The 16044-nt window shown below is 70.7% G+C and carries 14 protein-coding genes and 1 riboswitch; all 14 genes read left to right on the forward strand.

Translation table 11 applies throughout. The features are described from left to right. The first annotated feature begins 1 nt into the window (after nt 1). The 14 genes from ACZ7L6_RS22665 (at nt 2) to ACZ7L6_RS22730 (ending at nt 15977) form a co-directional block, all read left to right on the forward strand. A complete protein-coding gene (locus ACZ7L6_RS22665; RefSeq protein ID WP_471926603.1) occupies nt 2-745 on the forward strand; it encodes a GNAT family N-acetyltransferase in 744 nt (247 codons plus the stop codon). Nucleotides 746-963: 218 nt separating this feature from the next. Next, complete coding sequence (locus ACZ7L6_RS22670) at nt 964-1626, forward strand: hypothetical protein (protein WP_471926605.1); 663 nt, start codon at nt 964-966, stop codon at nt 1624-1626. Nucleotides 1627-1664: 38 nt separating this feature from the next. Further along, on the forward strand, nt 1665-3158 hold the full coding sequence (locus ACZ7L6_RS22675; RefSeq protein WP_471926823.1) for a protein kinase domain-containing protein: 1494 nt from the start codon (nt 1665-1667) through the stop codon (nt 3156-3158). A 128-nt stretch (nt 3159-3286) separates the two neighbouring features. Continuing rightward, nucleotides 3287-4114, forward strand: a complete 828-nt coding sequence (locus ACZ7L6_RS22680; RefSeq protein ID WP_471926607.1) for a glycoside hydrolase domain-containing protein — start codon at nt 3287-3289, stop codon at nt 4112-4114. A 180-nt stretch (nt 4115-4294) separates the two neighbouring features. Further along, nucleotides 4295-4939 (forward strand): SurA N-terminal domain-containing protein, encoded by a 645-nt coding sequence (locus ACZ7L6_RS22685; protein WP_471926609.1) that lies wholly within the window; start codon nt 4295-4297, stop codon nt 4937-4939. Between the two features lie 121 nt (nt 4940-5060). Further along, the gene (locus tag ACZ7L6_RS22690) at nt 5061-6047 is read left to right on the forward strand and encodes a nucleoside triphosphate pyrophosphohydrolase (protein WP_471926611.1); all 987 of its coding nucleotides are present in this window, start codon (nt 5061-5063) and stop codon (nt 6045-6047) included. Between the two features lie 42 nt (nt 6048-6089). Next, on the forward strand, nt 6090-8408 hold the full coding sequence (locus ACZ7L6_RS22695) for a tetratricopeptide repeat protein (protein WP_471926613.1): 2319 nt from the start codon (nt 6090-6092) through the stop codon (nt 8406-8408). After that, the gene (locus ACZ7L6_RS22700; protein WP_471926615.1) at nt 8405-9688 is read left to right on the forward strand and encodes a cytochrome P450 family protein; all 1284 of its coding nucleotides are present in this window, start codon (nt 8405-8407) and stop codon (nt 9686-9688) included. The genes ACZ7L6_RS22695 and ACZ7L6_RS22700 overlap by 4 nt, the downstream gene beginning before the upstream one ends. A 296-nt stretch (nt 9689-9984) precedes the next feature. After that, complete coding sequence (locus ACZ7L6_RS22705; protein WP_471926617.1) at nt 9985-11031, forward strand: transglycosylase family protein; 1047 nt, start codon at nt 9985-9987, stop codon at nt 11029-11031. A gap of 205 nt (nt 11032-11236) precedes the next feature. Then, a riboswitch (cyclic di-AMP (ydaO/yuaA leader) is annotated at nt 11237-11436 on the forward strand. 4 nt (nt 11437-11440) lie between these two features. Continuing rightward, a complete protein-coding gene (locus ACZ7L6_RS22710; RefSeq protein ID WP_471926619.1) occupies nt 11441-12130 on the forward strand; it encodes a transglycosylase family protein in 690 nt (229 codons plus the stop codon). Nucleotides 12131-12439: 309 nt separating this feature from the next. Next, nucleotides 12440-13720, forward strand: a complete 1281-nt coding sequence (gene eno / locus ACZ7L6_RS22715; protein ID WP_471926621.1) for a phosphopyruvate hydratase — start codon at nt 12440-12442, stop codon at nt 13718-13720. Nucleotides 13721-13820: 100 nt separating this feature from the next. Beyond that, a complete protein-coding gene (locus ACZ7L6_RS22720) occupies nt 13821-14297 on the forward strand; it encodes an FtsB family cell division protein (RefSeq protein WP_471926623.1) in 477 nt (158 codons plus the stop codon). A 35-nt stretch (nt 14298-14332) separates the two neighbouring features. Beyond that, nucleotides 14333-14851 (forward strand): DUF501 domain-containing protein, encoded by a 519-nt coding sequence (locus ACZ7L6_RS22725; RefSeq protein ID WP_471926625.1) that lies wholly within the window; start codon nt 14333-14335, stop codon nt 14849-14851. 154 nt (nt 14852-15005) lie between these two features. Further along, entirely contained in the window at nt 15006-15977 is a 972-nt protein-coding gene (locus tag ACZ7L6_RS22730) for a Ppx/GppA phosphatase family protein (protein ID WP_471926627.1), read from the forward strand. Nucleotides 15978-16044 lie beyond the last annotated feature (67 nt).

The raw sequence follows: 16044 nt of genomic DNA on the forward strand, positions 1-16044 counted from the left end.
CATGGAGTTGAAGGTATCGAGTCTCGCCGAACGCCCCGAGATGCTCGAGCGGGTCGTCGAAATGGCGGACACCTGGCCGGAGTTCGCGATCCAGGACCTCGTGGGCGACGCCCACTACGGCCGGATCCCCCGCGAACTCCCGGAGTACGCGCTGTTCGCCGAGGACGAGCACGGTGAGGTCGTCGCCCACGCCTACAGCGTCCCGTTCGCCCTCGCCGCCGAGGGCCGCGGCCGACTGCCCGCCCGCGGCTGGGCCGAGGTGCTGGTGTGGGCGTTCGCCGACCTGAGCCAGGGCACCCGGCCGGACACGGTCAGCGCCATCTCCGTCGTCATCGCCCCGCACGCCCAGGGCAGCGGCCTGTCCGCCCGGATGCTCTCCGCGATGCGCGACAACGCCCGGGCCCACGGCTTCCGCGAGGTCGTCGCCCCGGTCCGCCCCAACGCCAAGCACCTCGAACCGCACACCCCCATCGAGGAGTACGCCCACCGCGTACGCTCCGACGGCCTGCCCCACGACCCGTGGCTGCGCGTCCACGCCCGCGCCGGTGCCACCATCGACTCCATCGCCCCGGCCTCCATGACCGTCGTCGGCTCACTGCAGCAGTGGCGGGGCTGGACCGGCCTGCCCTTCGACACGGCGGGCGACATCGAGGTGCCCGGCGCGCTGGTGCCGGTGCGGTGCGAGCCGGAGCGGGACTACGCGGTGTACGTCGAGCCCAACGTGTGGATGCGGCACCCGCTGTGAGCCACCGGGGCCGGTCGTGCGCGGCCGAGCCGGAAGCCGATCCTCCGCGCGACCTGCGGCGTCGTACGAAGTGATCAGCACGACAACGGTTCGGTACAACCGGTGACCGTATGTCGGTGTCGACCTATACGCTCGAAGCGACAATCGCACGACGAGGGTTGCCCGCACCGGCAGGGTCGGGCGGCCTCGTACGCCCACTTCAGGCATCAGGAGCAACCATGCAAGGCCACGGCTACACGCAGCCGGTGAAGCAGCAGCCGCCCACCGGGGTGCTGGTCTTCCTGCGCGTGTTGTTCGTCGTGATCTCGGTGTGCAGCTTCGGCCTGCTGACGTGGGCGATGATGCTGCGCCTGGCCATCGTGACCCGCAAGCCGCTGGACTGGTGCCTGTTCGGGGCGTCGATCGTGGTGGAGTTCCTCGGCCTGTACCTGATGGGTTCCGAGCCGGGCGACGAGATCCACACCCCGGGCGGCTGGACGGGCCTCGCCCTCGTCCTGGGCGGCCTCGTGGCCTCGATCGCGTACTACCTCTCCGCGGAGATACGCCACTTTCACCAGCTCCGCTTCCCCGGCTACGCCCCGCAGCAGCCACCGGCCCCGGCCTACGGCTACCCGCAGCCCCAGTCGCCGTACACGGCCACGACCGTGCCGCAGTCATCGGCGATACCTCAGACCCCGATACCTCAGACCCCGATACCGCAGACTCCGGTACCCCAGACCCCGGCGCCTCAGCCGCCGCTGTCCCGGACGCCGGTACCGCCGCCCCCGCAGCGCCCGGCGCCCGCGCGTATCGACCAGGTGCGCGCCGAGCTCGACGAGCTCAGTGACTACCTGCGCCAGCACGACTCCCGGCAGGACGGCAACCACGAGGGCGGAAGGTGACCGTGGCGACAGGACGTGTCGTCGCCGGCCGCTATGAACTGTCCACGCTCATCGGACAGGGCGGCATGGGACAGGTCTGGACGGCGTACGACCAGCGGCTCGACCGGCGCGTGGCGGTGAAGCTGCTGCGCCCCGACAAGGTGGCCGGGCAGGAGGCCGACGAGCTGCGCCGCCGGTTCGTGCGCGAGTGCCGGGTGACCGCACAGGTCGACCACCCCGGGCTCGTCACCGTGCACGACGCGGGCAGCGAGGGCGAGGAGCTGTTCCTCGTCATGCAGTACGTCGACGGCGTCGACCTCTCCGCCCATCTCGCCGAACACGACCCGTACCCCTGGCAGTGGGCGGTCTCGGTCGCCGCGCAACTGTGCGCCGTGTTGAGCGCCGTGCACGCCGTGCCGATCGTCCACCGCGACCTCAAGCCGCGCAACGTGATGGTGAAGCAGGAGGGCACCGTCACCGTCCTCGACCTGGGCGTCGCCTCCGTCATGGACACCGACACCACCCGCCTCACCCACACCGGCACCCCCATCGGCTCGCCCGCCTACATGGCCCCCGAGCAGGCGATGGGCGGCGCGGTCGGCCCGTACACCGACCTGTACGCACTCGGCGTACTCCTGCACGAACTCCTCAGCGGCGACGTGCCGTTCTCCGGCTCGACGGCGCTCGGCGTGCTCCACCGGCACCTGTACGAGCCGCCGCTGCCCGTGCGCCGCATCCGCCCCGAGGTCCCCGAGGCGCTCGAAGCCCTGGTCCTGCGCCTGCTCGCGAAGGACCCGCAGCACCGCCCCGCCTCCGCGCAGGACGTGTACGAGGACCTGGCGCAGCTCCTGCCCGCGCGCGGCACGCCCACCGGAGCGCCCCTCGACCCCACCCGCCCCTTCCTGCGCCCCCACGCCCCCTGGCCGGACCGCGCCCGCACGCCCGCGCCCCAGCCCGCCCCCGCCACCCCCGTCACACCCGCCGACGAGAAGCCGGACGTCGCGCGCGCCGTCGACGAGGTCAAGCGCCTCCTCGGCGAGGGCCGCATCACCCAGGCCGTCGACATCCTCGGCGCGATCCTGCCCGCCGCCGCCGAGCAGCACGGCGAGCACTCCCCGGTCGTACGCACCCTGCGCAAGCAGTACGCGGCCACCCTCATGGACGACGGCCAGTACCGGCGCGCGCTGCCCGAACTGCGCCGCCTCGCCGACGAACGCGCCACCGAGGCCGGCCAGGCCGACCCGCAGTCCCTGCGCTTCCGCTACGACGCCGCCCAGTGCCTGGAACAGCTCGGCGAACCGGCGGCCGCGCTCGCCGAGTACCGGGCGCTGCTGCCGTACTACGAGAACCAGTACGTCTCCGGCGACCCCGAGCTCGCCCACGACGTCCGCCGCCGCATCGGCCACCTCCTGCTGGCCCTCGGCGACCGCCCCGCCGCCCACGACACCCTGGCCCGCCTGCTGCTCGACGTGGAACGCCTGCGCGGCCCCGGCCACCCCCTCGCGGGGGAGGTACGGCGGACCCTGCAGTGGCTGGGGCAGGTGCGCGGCTAGATTTTGCCGTTCCCTGAGCGACTCTTGTGACCGCGCGGGGCCGGGGTTTCCCGAACGCATGACCGACGCCGGATAGGTTGCGGTTCCTTTTGCCACGCAGTGCCACGCAACCAGGGGTGGGATCACGCATGTCCAGCCATCGTCAGTCGAAGAAGCGCAGATACCTCACCTGGGCGGTGGCCGGTGCCGCCGTCGTCGCCGGAGCCGGCATCTCGGCGCAGACCTCGATGGCCGCCACGACCTGGCCCCCGCAGAGGACGTACACGGGCCGCGCCTTCGACACCTGCGCCGCCCCCTCCCTGTCCGCGATGAAGGCCTGGCACACCGGCTTCTACGGAGCCGCCGCCGTCTACATCGGCGGCAGGAACCGCGGCTGCTCCCAGCCCAACCTCACCGCCTCCTGGGTGAAGTCCGTCAGCACCGTGGGCTGGAAACTCATCCCGATCTACGTCGGCGCCCAGCCGCCCTGCCAGACCGGCTCCAACCCCGAGAAGCTCACCGCATCCACGGCCGCCTCCCTCGGCGCGAGCGACGCGGCGGACGCCGTGGCCAGGGCATCGGCGCTCGGCATGAAGGCGGGCAGCCCCGTCTACCTCGACATGGAGCCGTACGACATCACGAACAAGGCGTGCAACGACGCCGTGCTGACATACGTCCGGGCCTTCGACAAGGGCCTGCGCGCCAAGATCTACCGCGCCGGTTTCTACGGCTTCACCAGCTCCAGCGCGAAGGCCGTCGCCACGGCGACCGACCGGACTGACCTGCCCGGCAACCTCTGGTACGCCCTGTGGGACAAGCAGAACACCACGACGGCGGACTGGCCGTGGGGTTCGACCCAGTACACCGGCCACAGCCGCGCCCACCAGTACATGGTCAACAGCAAGGAGACCCGCAACGGCTACACGATCACCGTGGACCGTGACGCGTGGGACGCGCCGGTGGCCATCACCGGCTGAGCAGGGCCGAGGGCGCCTGGAGCGCCGAGTGGGCCGGGCGGGGGTGCTTCGCTGTGCTCCGGTGCCCGAAGTCCTGATGAATCGTTGGTCGAATGGGTTGGCCAGAGCTTGCCCACTGCCTACCATCGATCACCGCAAGACTTTGTGCACCGTCGCACAAGCTCTCCTCGGGAGGTCTCCTTGCACCGCCGCCGTCGCACCGCGCTCCTCCTCTCCGCCGCGATCGCCGCGGCGCCTCTCCTCACCGCCTGCGGAAACGATGCGCATCCGGGCGCGGCGGCCGTCGTCGGCGGCGAGCGGATCACCGTCGCGCAGCTGGAGAACCGGGTGAGCGAGGTGCGCGCGGCGCAGCGCGCGGCCGTGCCGGACGACGCCCAGTACGCGCAGGTCGTCGCGAAGTCCGGCACCCTCCCGCGCGACGTCCTGCACACCATGGTCCTCGACCAGGTGCTGCACCGCGCGGCCCAGGACGCGGGTGTGACCTTCACCCGCAAGGAGCTCCAGCGGATGCGCAGCGGCCTGGAAGCGCAGGTCGGCGGTGCCAAGGCGCTGGAGGCGGCCTGGCTCCAGCAGTACGGCATCCCCCCGCAGCGCCTCGAGGAGAACCTCCGCCTCCAGCTGGAGGCCCAGAAACTCGCCACCGCCCTCGGCACCGACACCGGAAAGCCCGCCTTCTGGAACGCCCTGTCCGAGGCGTCCAAGAAGCTCGACATCGACCTCAACCCGCGCTACGGCACCTGGGACGTCCAGAAGAGCAGCCGGGCCGACGCGAAGACGCCGTGGGTGCGCGAGGTGACGGCCGCGGGGATGCAGCAGCCGATGTGACGGTACGGCGGCGGCGCCCAGCCTGTGGACAAGGGAGGCGGCCCCGGCCTGTGGACAAGGAAGCGGCCCCGGCCTGTGGATAACTCGGGGTGACGTCGGCGACGTGGGTTACGTTCGGATCGTGAACGCAACCAGCCCAGAAGCCGCCGAGGCCGGCCCCGGCCGCATCGTCCTGCTCACCACCAGCCACCGCGTCGCGCCCGGCCTGCTCTCGTGGCCCGCGTGGCAGGCGCTGCACAGCGCCGACCGCGTGCTGTGCGCGGACGGCGCGCATCCGCAGCTGCCGTATCTGCGGGAGGCCGGGACAGCCGTCGACGAGGCCGCCCCGAGCGCCGAGGAACTGATCGCCGCGTGCGCCGGCGGCCGTACGGTCGTGGTCGTCGCGACCGGCGAGGGCGAGCCCGCTCTGACGGACGGCCTGGCACGCCTCGCCGGATCCGGACGCGTCAGCATGCCGGAGCTGGAGCTGCTCCCCGCCTCCTACGACCTGCCCGGCGCCCGCCTCCTCGACCTCGTCCAGGTCATGGACCGCATCCGCGCCGAGTGCCCTTGGTCCTCCCAGCAGACTCACAAGGGCCTGGCGAAGTACGGCATCGAGGAGGCGTACGAACTCGTCGAGGCGATCGAGGACGGCGACCGCGACGAACTGCGCGAGGAACTGGGCGATGTCCTGCTGCAGGTCGTCTTCCACTCCCGGATCGCCGAGGAGGACCCGCAGGCGCCCTTCTCCATCGACGACGTGGCCGGCGGCATCGTCGCCAAGCTCATCCACCGCCACCCGCACGTCTTCGGCGACGAGACGGCGACCACCCCCGAGGAGGTCAAGGAGCACTGGCTGCGCACGAAGGCCGTCGAGAAGCAGCGGGAGTCGGTGACCGAGGGCATACCCCTGGGCCAGCCCGGTCTCGCCCTAGCGGCGAAGCTGGCGTCCCGGGTCCGCATGGCGGGACTGGAGGTGCCGCTGCCGACGGGGGAGGGCATCGGGTACGAGCTGCTCGCGATGGCGGTGCGGGCGGAGGCGGCCGGGGTGGATCCGGAGGCGGCGTTGCGGGTGGCCGCGCGGGCCTACCGGGATGCCGTGCGGGCTGCTGAGGGGGTGTCCTCTTAGTACCGTTGGGGCAACGGGTGGGTGCGAGGTGTGGGGGCCTGTGTGGCAAGGGAGTTGGAGGAGCTGAGGGACGCGCTGGTGTGCGCCATGGACGACTCGCCGGCCACCTCACGGCGGATCGTGAATGTGCTGCAGCGGTCGGGTGTTCCCGGGGCGGTGGATCTCTGGATCATGACACCGTCAGGGGCGTCCACGGACGACTGGGTCAGGTTGCTGACGTTCCTGCGCAGAAACCATCCCCAGGAGTTCTCCGACCTTCAGACCATCGCGGCCGAGCAAGCCCCCGCCACCCCGCCGACCGGTACCGCGTCCGGCGTCACGGCGAGCGGGCCGCGCTCCGTCGCGGCGGGCGGTGACATCGGCGTCGCGGTGACCGGCGACAACGCCCACGTGGTGACCGGTGGCAGCACCACCCATATCGCCGGTGACCACATCGACTTCCGCGACTCCACGTTCCACGACCGGGTCGTGGGCGTGCAGCACAACCACTACGGCACCGTGCCGCCGCCGGCGCAGTGGCGGCCGGTCGGTGCGGTGGGGCCGCTGGAGTTCGGCGTGCGCCCGACTCGACCCGTGCCCGGAGAGCCGGACGTACCGCCGTATGTGCCGCGCGACTGCGAGGAGGACCTGCGCGCCAAGCTGGCCGACAAGGGCCTCGTGCTGATCCTGGGCGATTCGTGCGTGGGCAAGTCGTACACCGCATGGCACGGCGTGCGCTTACTGGAGGGCCACCGCCTGTACGCCCCGGACCCCGGCGAGGACCTGCGTCCCCTGGCCGCCGCGCTGCAGGGCAACCCCGGCGCCTACGTCGTCTGGCTGGACGAGCTGACCGGCCATCTCGGCGCGGGCGGCCTGGATCTTCGGCTGCTGGGGCGGCTCAGTGATCTCGGCGCCGTCGTGCTCGCCACGATGAGCTTCGCCGAGTACTACCGGCGCCGCACCGGGACCACACCCGGTGACCGGGTCGTCGCCGCCGCGCGCACGGTGGAGCTGGCGCGCGAGTGGAGCGAGGCCGAACTGGCGCGGCTGGCGGCGCTCGACGATCCGCGGGCGTACCCGGCGTACATGTGGAGCGGCCGGGAGGGCGTGGCCTCCTACTTCGCCGTCGGGCACCACCTGTACGACGAGTGGCGCCGCGTAGGCACGCAACTGGAGCATCCGCGAGGCCAGTTGCTGGTCCGGGCGGCCGTCGATCTCGCCCGGTGCGGGGTCACGGGAGCGGTGCCGGCCGAACTGCTCGGGAGGGTCCAGGAGCAGTACCGGGCGGAGGACCGGGAGTCCTTCGAGGACGCCCTCGCCTGGGCCACCGCGCCCATGTTCGGGGCCTCGGGACTGCTCGTGGCAGGCGAGGAGGACGGCACCTGGCGGGCGTACGGGGCGCTGGTCGCGGAGGCGCTGCGGTCGGGGGACCTGGAGCCGGTGCCGGACGGGGTGTGGTGGTTGTTGCTCGACGCCGCCGGGGAGCCGGGCGCTGCGCTGGACTTCACCGCCGTCCTGGAAGCGGCCCGCACTGCATTGCACCCCCGCGTCGAGGCGGGGGACGCGACGGTGGCGCTCGGGTTCGCGCAGCACACCGAGGGCGACGAGCGCGAGGGGTGGCTGCGGGGGGCGGCGGACGCGGGGGATCCGTGGGCTGCTGTTGAGCTGGCGGGGACCCTGCTGGAACGCGGGGACGAGGACTCTGCGCTGCCATATTTCCAGAAGGCGGCTGCGGCGGGCTCTGTCGAAGCCATGGCGAGGCTCGGCAGCCTGCTGCGGGAGCGGGCCGAGCACTGGCTGCGCGCGGCCGCCGAGGCGGGTGACGGGGCGGCAGCGCACGAGTTGGGCGACATGCTGATAGGGCCCGGGTATGAGGACGAGGCCGTGCGCTGGTACCGCAAGGCCGCGGCCGCTGGCCACCGGGAGGTCGCGGGAAGCCTAGGGAGCATCCTGAGCTACTGGCGCGAATATGAGGCCGAGGACTGGCTGCGGTACGCGGCCGCCTGGGGTGACGCTCGCGCCGCGAACACCCTCGCCGTCTATCTCGAGAGCGTGCGGAAACGCGACGACGCCGAGACGGAGCCCCTTTTCCGGCAGGCGGCGGAGTGCGGCGACCCGTCCGCGGCGGTCAACCTCGGCCTCACACTCGAGAGCCAGGGCCGGAACGAGGAGGCGCTCCAGTGGTACCTCAAGGGTCATGAACGGGGAGCCGTGTACGCCGAGCGGCGGATAGCAGATCTGCTCAACGCTCAGGGTAAGGGCGAGGAGGCCGAGGACTGGTATCGCAAGGCAGCCACCGTGGACCCGGAAGGTCTCCCGGAAACCCTTCCCCCACCACCGGCCCGCACCCCCACCACCCCTGCGGATACCGTCAAGGAGTGACCAACCAGCCCCACCCCCCGACCGCCGCCACCTCCCAGGCCCCCGACCTCTTCACCTGGGAGTTCGCCAGCAACCCCTACCCCGCCTACGCCTGGCTCCGCGAGCACGCCCCCGTGCACCGCACCCGTCTCCCCAGCGGCGTGGAAGCCTGGCTGGTCACCCGGTACGTCGACGCCAAGCAGGCGCTCGCCGACAGCCGGCTCTCCAAGAACCCGGCCCATCACGACGAACCCGCGCACGCCAAGGGCAAGACCGGTATCCCGGGTGAGCGCAAGGCCGAGTTGATGACGCACCTCCTCAACATCGACCCGCCCGATCACACCCGCCTGCGCCGGCTCGTCTCCAAGGCATTCACGCCCCGGAGGGTCGCCGAGTTCGCCCCCCGCGTGCAGGAGCTCACGGACCACCTCATCGACGGGTTCGCGGCGAAGGGGAACGCCGACCTGATCCACGAGTTCGCCTTCCCGCTCCCCATCTACGCCATCTGCGACCTGCTGGGCGTCCCCCGCGAGGACCAGGACGACTTCCGGGACTGGGCGGGCATGATGATCCGGCATCAGGGCGGCCCGAGGGGCGGTGTCGCACGGTCCGTCAAGAAGATGCGCGGCTATCTCGCCGACCTCATCCACCGCAAGCGCGAGGCACTCCCCGCGGCCCCCACCCCCGGCGAGGACCTCATCTCCGGCCTCATCCGCGCCTCCGACCACGGCGAGCACCTCACCGAGAACGAGGCCGCCGCCATGGCCTTCATCCTTCTGTTCGCCGGATTCGAGACGACCGTCAATCTCATCGGCAACGGCACGTACGCCCTGCTCACCCACCCCGAGCAGCGCGCCCGCCTCCAGAAGTCCCTCACCGCCAAGGAGGCCGCCCTCCTCGAAACCGGCATCGAGGAACTCCTCCGCTACGACGGCCCCGTCGAGCTCGCCACCTGGCGCTTCGCCACCGAACCCCTCACCATCGGCGGGCAGCACATCGCACCCGGCGACCCCGTCCTGGTCGTCCTGGCCGCCGCCGACCGGGACCCGGAGCGGTTCGCCGACCCCGACGTCCTCGACCTCGGCCGCCGCGACAACCAGCACCTCGGCTACGGCCACGGCATCCACTACTGCCTCGGCGCCCCGCTGGCCCGGCTGGAGGGCCAGACCGCCCTCGCCACGCTCCTCACCCGCCTCCCGGATCTGGAACTCGCGGTGGACCCGGCCGAGTTGCGGTGGCGAGGCGGCCTCATCATGCGCGGACTGCGTACGCTGCCCGTCCAATTCACACCGGCACCGTGACCGCCGTGCCATCGCCTTCGTGAGCGCAGCGCCGTCGCCTTCGTGAGCGCAGCGCCGTCGTCGCACTTCACAGCCGTCCGGTCACGGACCGGAGCGAAACGCTCCACCTACCCCGCACGGCCCGTTCGCACACCCGAAGATGAGATGCCCTCAAGTCTGTGATCTTCACGTGATCTACGCGGCATTAACTTGTGACAAGTGATCGCCTGCCTATACGTTCACGGATCAGCGCGGCCCCTGCAACACCCGGCACGACCGGTCGCGCCGGTCCCTGCTGTCTCGCGAAAGGTCCCCGCATGCTCTCCGGGAACGGTCGTCACCGTCGCCCCCGCCAGGCTCCGGCCCTCATCGTCGCGGCCGGTGTGACCGGCTCCGCCATCGCCATCCCGCTGCTCGGCGCCACGGGCGCCAGCGCAGCCGAGGGCACCGTGTGGGACAAGGTGGCCGAGTGCGAGAGCGGCGGCTCCTGGAGCGCCGACACCGGCAACGGGCAGTACGGCGGACTGCAGTTGACCCAGGAGGACTGGGACAAGTACGGCGGCCTCGACTACGCCTCCAGTCCCGACCTCGCGAGCCGCTCCCAGCAGATCGCCGTCGCTCAGAAGATCCTCGCGGACCAGGGCACCAGCCCTTGGGGTACCTGTGCGGTGCTCAACGGGCTCACCAAGGACTCCGGTTCGGTCGACCTCGACACCGGCGTCGCGGAGGACTCGCCCTCCGAGGTGTCCGGATCTTCCGGATTGCTGGATTCATCCAACTCATCCGGATCATCTGACTCGTCCAATTCCTCCGACTCGTCCGGCTCGTCGACGCCCTCAGGCTCGTCCGGCGACTCGTCGGACTCCTCGAACTCGCCGAGCGGCTCTCCCGATGGTTCGTCCGAATCGTCCCAGGATTCGTCCTCTTCTCCCTCTTCTTCCTCTTCGGCGGACGATTCCGCGAAGTCCGGTACGTCACCCTCCGCAAAGGCCTCGCAGTCACCCGAGGACCCCTCCACGGAGACGCCCAAGAGTGACGATCAGGCCAACTCCGGCCAGGATGTGGGCTCCTGGGGTCTCGCCGACACGGGGGCGATCTACGCGGAAACGGCCGACGCCGTGGCCGGCTCCGGTCGCCATCGCGGCCCCAGCGCCGACGAGAGTGAGGTCGCCGACAGTGCCGCCAAGGCCTCCGGTCGCCACGCCTCGTACACCGTCCGCGCCGGCGACACTCTCGCGTCCATCGCCGACTCCCTTGAGCTCGACGGTGGATGGTCCGCGCTGTACGACGCGAACAAGAAGGCCATCGGTACTGACGCCAACCACATCTTCCCCGGTCAGACCCTGGAACTCCCCGCCGAATAGGGGGCGAACAGGGCGAAAAGCAGCTGGAGTTCGCGTCATGGTTCGCGCTGAATGTCCGTTTTAAATGTAGTGAGAGATAGATCTCAGAAGCCCTGATCGTCTTTGGAAATCCGGGATTCGGGTGTCTACGGTCGTGATCGCTCGGCAATCCGAGCCCCGGCTGCCGCAACGCCGAATCCTGCCAGCGGCCGCACGGGAACAGTCGTCGCGTCAAGCGCCGTAGGCAGGAGCGGGGGACCCAAGGTAGGCGCCGGGTCCGGCAGTTGAGGCCTTTCGAGGCCGCACGGCCGGAGTCGGCTAGGGGTGAAGCCGCGCAACGGGAGCCGAAAGGCGACCGGGCGCGGCCGGGCAACTCAACCGGCCCGAACCCGACAGCTCACCTCGCAGGCGTCGGTGAGGGGATCTCTCCATGCTGTTTTCCAGCAAGGGCAAGCACCGTCGTCCGTCCAAGGCCGCTCGCGCCATCGCCGTCGTCGGCGTCACCGGTGCCGCCGCCGTCGCCGCCCCGCTGATGGCGGCCGGCAGCGCCTCCGCCGCCACCGCGTCCGAGTGGGACGCCGTCGCCCAGTGCGAGTCCGGCGGCAACTGGTCGATCAACACCGGCAACGGCTACTACGGCGGTCTGCAGTTCTCCGCTTCCACCTGGGCCGCGTACGGCGGCACGGCGTACGCCTCCACCGCCGACAAGGCCACCAAGGCCCAGCAGATCGAGATAGCCGAGAAGGTCCTCGCGGGCCAGGGCAAGGGCGCCTGGCCGAACTGCGGCACCGGCCTGTCCAGCGCCGCCTACAACGGCTCCTCGGCGAGCGGCTCCTCGCAGAGCACCGAGACGACCACGCGCTCCACCGAGCAGCAGTCGGCCTCCCGCTCCACCGACCGCCCGGCCGCCAAGAAGAGCACCAAGACCGTCACCACCCCGACCGGCAAGAAGGTCAAGAAGGGCGACGGCGAGTACAAGGTCGTCAAGGGTGACACCCTCAGCTCGATCGCCGAGAAGCACGACGTCAAGGGCGGCTGGGAGAAGCTCTTCCAGCTGAACAAGGACATCGTCGAGGACGCGAACCTGATCTACCCGGGTCAGCAGCTGCACCTGAAGTAATACCCGGGCGACAGCTGAACCACAGCGCCCTCCCATCCGTGGTCCTCATAATGAAGGCCTCGTGAGGGCCACCCCCGTCCCCACGGGCTCCCCGCTCCGGTGCGTGTTCCCCCGTACGCACCGGGGCGGGGTTTTTTGTGCGGGGTGCTTTTGTGTACGGGGGTTTTTGTTCCGTTCGGAAACAATTTACTCTCGGTTCTGTCCACGGGCCGGTCGACCGCTGGCCGATCGCCGTGAGCCGGTTAGGCTCGTCTCGCAGTACCCACCACGGTCTGCGTACCCGCGTCACATCCCAAGAAGGAGATGCTCGTGCCGTCCATCGACGTCGTCGTAGCTCGGGAAATCCTGGACTCCCGAGGCAACCCCACGGTCGAGGTCGAGGTCGGCCTCGACGACGGCAGCACGGGTCGTGCCGCCGTTCCGTCCGGCGCCTCGACGGGCGCCTTCGAGGCCATCGAGCTCCGCGACGGTGACCCCAACCGCTACCTGGGCAAGGGTGTCGAGAAGGCCGTCCTCGCCGTCATCGAGCAGATCGGCCCGGAGCTGGTCGGCTACGACGCCACCGAGCAGCGCCTGATCGACCAGGCCATGTTCGACCTGGACGCCACCGACAACAAGGGCTCCCTCGGCGCCAACGCCATCCTCGGCGTCTCGCTCGCCGTCGCCCACGCCGCCTCCGAGGCCAGCGACCTCCCGCTCTTCCGCTACCTGGGCGGCCCGAACGCGCACCTGCTGCCGGTGCCGATGATGAACATCCTGAACGGCGGCTCGCACGCCGACTCCAACGTGGACATCCAGGAGTTCATGATCGCCCCGATCGGCGCGGAGTCCTTCTCCGAGGCCCTGCGCTGGGGCGCCGAGGTCTACCACACCCTGAAGAAGGTCCTGAAGAGCAAGGGCCTGGCCACCGGCCTCGGCGACGAGGGCGGCTTCGCCCCGAACCTCGGCTCCAACCGCGAGGCCCTCGACCTCATCCTCGAGGCCGTCAAGGAGGCCGGCTACACCCCCGGCGAGCAGATCGCCCTCGCCCTCGACGTCGCCGCGTCCGAGTTCTACAAGGACGGCGTCTACGTCTTCGAGGGCAAGGAGCGCTCGGCGGCCGAGATGACCGAGTACTACGCCGAGCTCGTCGAGGCGTACCCGCTCGTCTCCATCGAGGACCCGCTGTTCGAGGACGACTGGGAGGGCTGGAAGACCATCACCGCCAAGCTCGGTGACAAGGTCCAGCTCGTCGGCGACGACCTGTTCGTCACCAACCCCGAGCGCCTGGCCCGCGGCATCGAGGAGGGCGCGGCCAACGCCCTGCTGGTCAAGGTCAACCAGATCGGCTCCCTGACCGAGACCCTGGACGCCGTCGAGCTCGCCCAGCGCAACGGCTTCAAGTGCATGATGTCCCACCGCTCCGGCGAGACCGAGGACGTCACCATCGCCGACCTGGCCGTCGCCACCAACTGCGGCCAGATCAAGACCGGCGCCCCGGCCCGCTCCGAGCGCGTCGCCAAGTACAACCAGCTGCTGCGCATCGAGGAGATCCTCGACGACGCCGCCGTGTACGCGGGTCGCTCGGCCTTCCCGCGCTTCAAGGGCTGACCTCGGCAGGGCTAAGGCTTAGCCAGGCATACGTACGTCCCCGTACTCGGTCCCGTACCGTGTGCGGGGACGTACGCGTGTGAGACGGGAGGCGGGGAAGATGGCCGTGAAGGACCGGGACCGGTTCTCCACCGCGACCAGGATCCGGCTGCTCGGCGAGCAGACGGCGGCCCGTGTCTACCGCTCCCAGACCAAGCGGCAGGCCCGGCGCTCCAGGCTCACCGGACGGGCCGCGCTGCTCGCGCTGGTCGTCTGCTCCATGGTCGTGGCGCTCGCCTACCCGATAAGGCAGTACGTCTCCCAGCGCGCCGAGATCGCCGATCTGCAGCGGCAGAAGGAGGAGGCCGCCCAGCGGGTCGAGCAGCTGCGCGACCTCAAGGCACGCTGGCAGGACGACGCGTACGCCGAGCAGCAGATCCGGCAGCGGCTGCACTATGTGATGCCCGGGGAGACCGGTTACATCGTGGTCGACCCGGACGCGGCCAAGCAGGCGCGGACCGGCGTGGACGCGGCCGACCGGCCCTGGTACTCGAACATCTGGGACGGGGTCGACAAGGCCGACGCCTCCGATCAGTGAACCGACAGACACCTTAGAGAGACTTTCGTACAGGCATGGAAACGCCCCCGCCCGCCACCCCGCGCACCGAGCCGACCGACTCGGACATCGAGGCCTTCAAGCAGCAGCTCGGACGCCCGCCGCGCGGGCTGCGCGCCATCGCCCACCGATGCCCGTGCGGTCAGCCGGACGTCGTGGAGACGGCACCGCGGCTGCCCGACGGCACGCCCTTCCCGACGCTGTACTACCTGACGTGCCCGAAGGCGAACTCCGCGATCGGGACGCTGGAGGCGAACGGGGTGATGAAGGAGATGACGGCCCGGCTGGAGACCGACCCGGAACTCGCCGCCGCGTACCGTGCCGCGCACGAGGACTACATCCGGCGCCGGGACGAGATCGAGGAGCTGACCGGGTTTCCGAGCGCGGGTGGGATGCCGGATCGGGTGAAGTGTCTGCATGTGCTGGTGGCGCACTCGTTGGCTGCCGGGCCCGGGGTGAATCCGCTGGGGGACGAGGCCATTGCGATGCTGCCGGAGTGGTGGCGCAAGGGGCCGTGTGTGGTTCCGGCCGAGTGATCTCGCCCCCGCCGCCCCTACCCGTCCCATCCTGAAGGGGCTCCGCCCCCTGGATCCCCGTCGGCCCTGAAGGGGCCTCGTCGTCAAACGCCGGACGGGCTGAAAGACGCTGACCGGCGTCGAGAAGTTCTCGTGATCACAGAAGGGCCCCGCCATGACCCGCGTCGCCGCCATCGACTGCGGTACCAACTCCATCCGGCTCCTCGTCGCCGACGTGCACCCGGAGAGCGGTGAACTGGTCGATCTGGACCGCCGTATGACCATCGTGCGGCTCGGGCAGGGCGTCGACCGGACCGGCCGGCTCGCTCCCGAGGCACTGGAGCGCACCTTCGCCGCCTGCCGTGAGTACGCGGCGATCATCAAGGAGCACGGCGCCGAGCGGCTGCGCTTCGTCGCCACGTCCGCGTCCCGGGACGCCGAGAACCGGGACGAGTTCGTGCGGGGTGTCATGGACATCCTGGGGGTCGAGCCCGAGGTCATCACCGGGGATCAGGAGGCGGAGTTCTCCTTCACGGGCGCGACGAAGGAGCTGGCGGAACACGACCACCTCCCCAAGCCCTACCTGGTCGTGGACATCGGCGGTGGCTCGACCGAGTTCGTCGTCGGTGAGGAGCACGTCCGCGCGGCGCGCTCCGTGGACGTCGGCTGCGTGCGGATGACCGAGCGTCATCTGGCGCAGGGCGGGGTCGTCTCCGACCCGCCTTCCGAGGAGCAGATCGCGGCGATGCGGGCCGACATCGAGGCGGCCCTCGACCTCGCCGAGGAGACGGTGCCGCTGCGTGAGGCGCGCACGCTGGTGGGGCTCGCCGGGTCCGTGACCACGGTGTCGGCGATCGCCCAGGAGCTGCCCGAGTACGACTCGACCCGCATCCACCACTCACGGATCGGACACGACCGGGTCCGGGAGATCACCGAGTGGCTGCTGCACTCGACCCACGCGGAGCGGGCGGCCGTACCGTCCATGCATCCGGGGCGAGTTGACGTCATCGCCGCGGGCGCGCTGGTGCTGCTCGCGATCATGGAGCGGATCGGCGCCGAGGAGGTCGTGGTGAGCGAGCACGACATCCTCGACGGCATCGCCTTCAAGGTGGCGGAGGACGCGGACGAGGGCAGGCGCGCCGACTGACTGACGCGCGGTGACATGGCACGGCCCCGGTACCTCGTGGAGGTATCGGGGCCGTTTGTCGCAACCG

It is taken from the genome of Streptomyces sp. NPDC107522, assembly GCF_055657525.1.

What these genes read in the sequence shown, in the direction of transcription:
- ACZ7L6_RS22705 (WP_471926617.1), top strand. Translation starts at nt 9,985, where the DNA reads ATGCTCTCCGGGAACGGTCGTCACCGTCGCCCCCGCCAGGCTCCGGCC.
- ACZ7L6_RS22680 (WP_471926607.1), top strand. Translation starts at nt 3,287, where the DNA reads ATGTCCAGCCATCGTCAGTCGAAGAAGCGCAGATACCTCACCTGGGCG.
- ACZ7L6_RS22720 (WP_471926623.1), top strand. Translation starts at nt 13,821, where the DNA reads ATGGCCGTGAAGGACCGGGACCGGTTCTCCACCGCGACCAGGATCCGG.
- ACZ7L6_RS22710 (WP_471926619.1), top strand. Translation starts at nt 11,441, where the DNA reads ATGCTGTTTTCCAGCAAGGGCAAGCACCGTCGTCCGTCCAAGGCCGCT.
- ACZ7L6_RS22670 (WP_471926605.1), top strand. Translation starts at nt 964, where the DNA reads ATGCAAGGCCACGGCTACACGCAGCCGGTGAAGCAGCAGCCGCCCACC.
- ACZ7L6_RS22665 (WP_471926603.1), top strand. Translation starts at nt 2, where the DNA reads ATGGAGTTGAAGGTATCGAGTCTCGCCGAACGCCCCGAGATGCTCGAG.
- ACZ7L6_RS22730 (WP_471926627.1), top strand. Translation starts at nt 15,006, where the DNA reads ATGACCCGCGTCGCCGCCATCGACTGCGGTACCAACTCCATCCGGCTC.
- ACZ7L6_RS22725 (WP_471926625.1), top strand. Translation starts at nt 14,333, where the DNA reads ATGGAAACGCCCCCGCCCGCCACCCCGCGCACCGAGCCGACCGACTCG.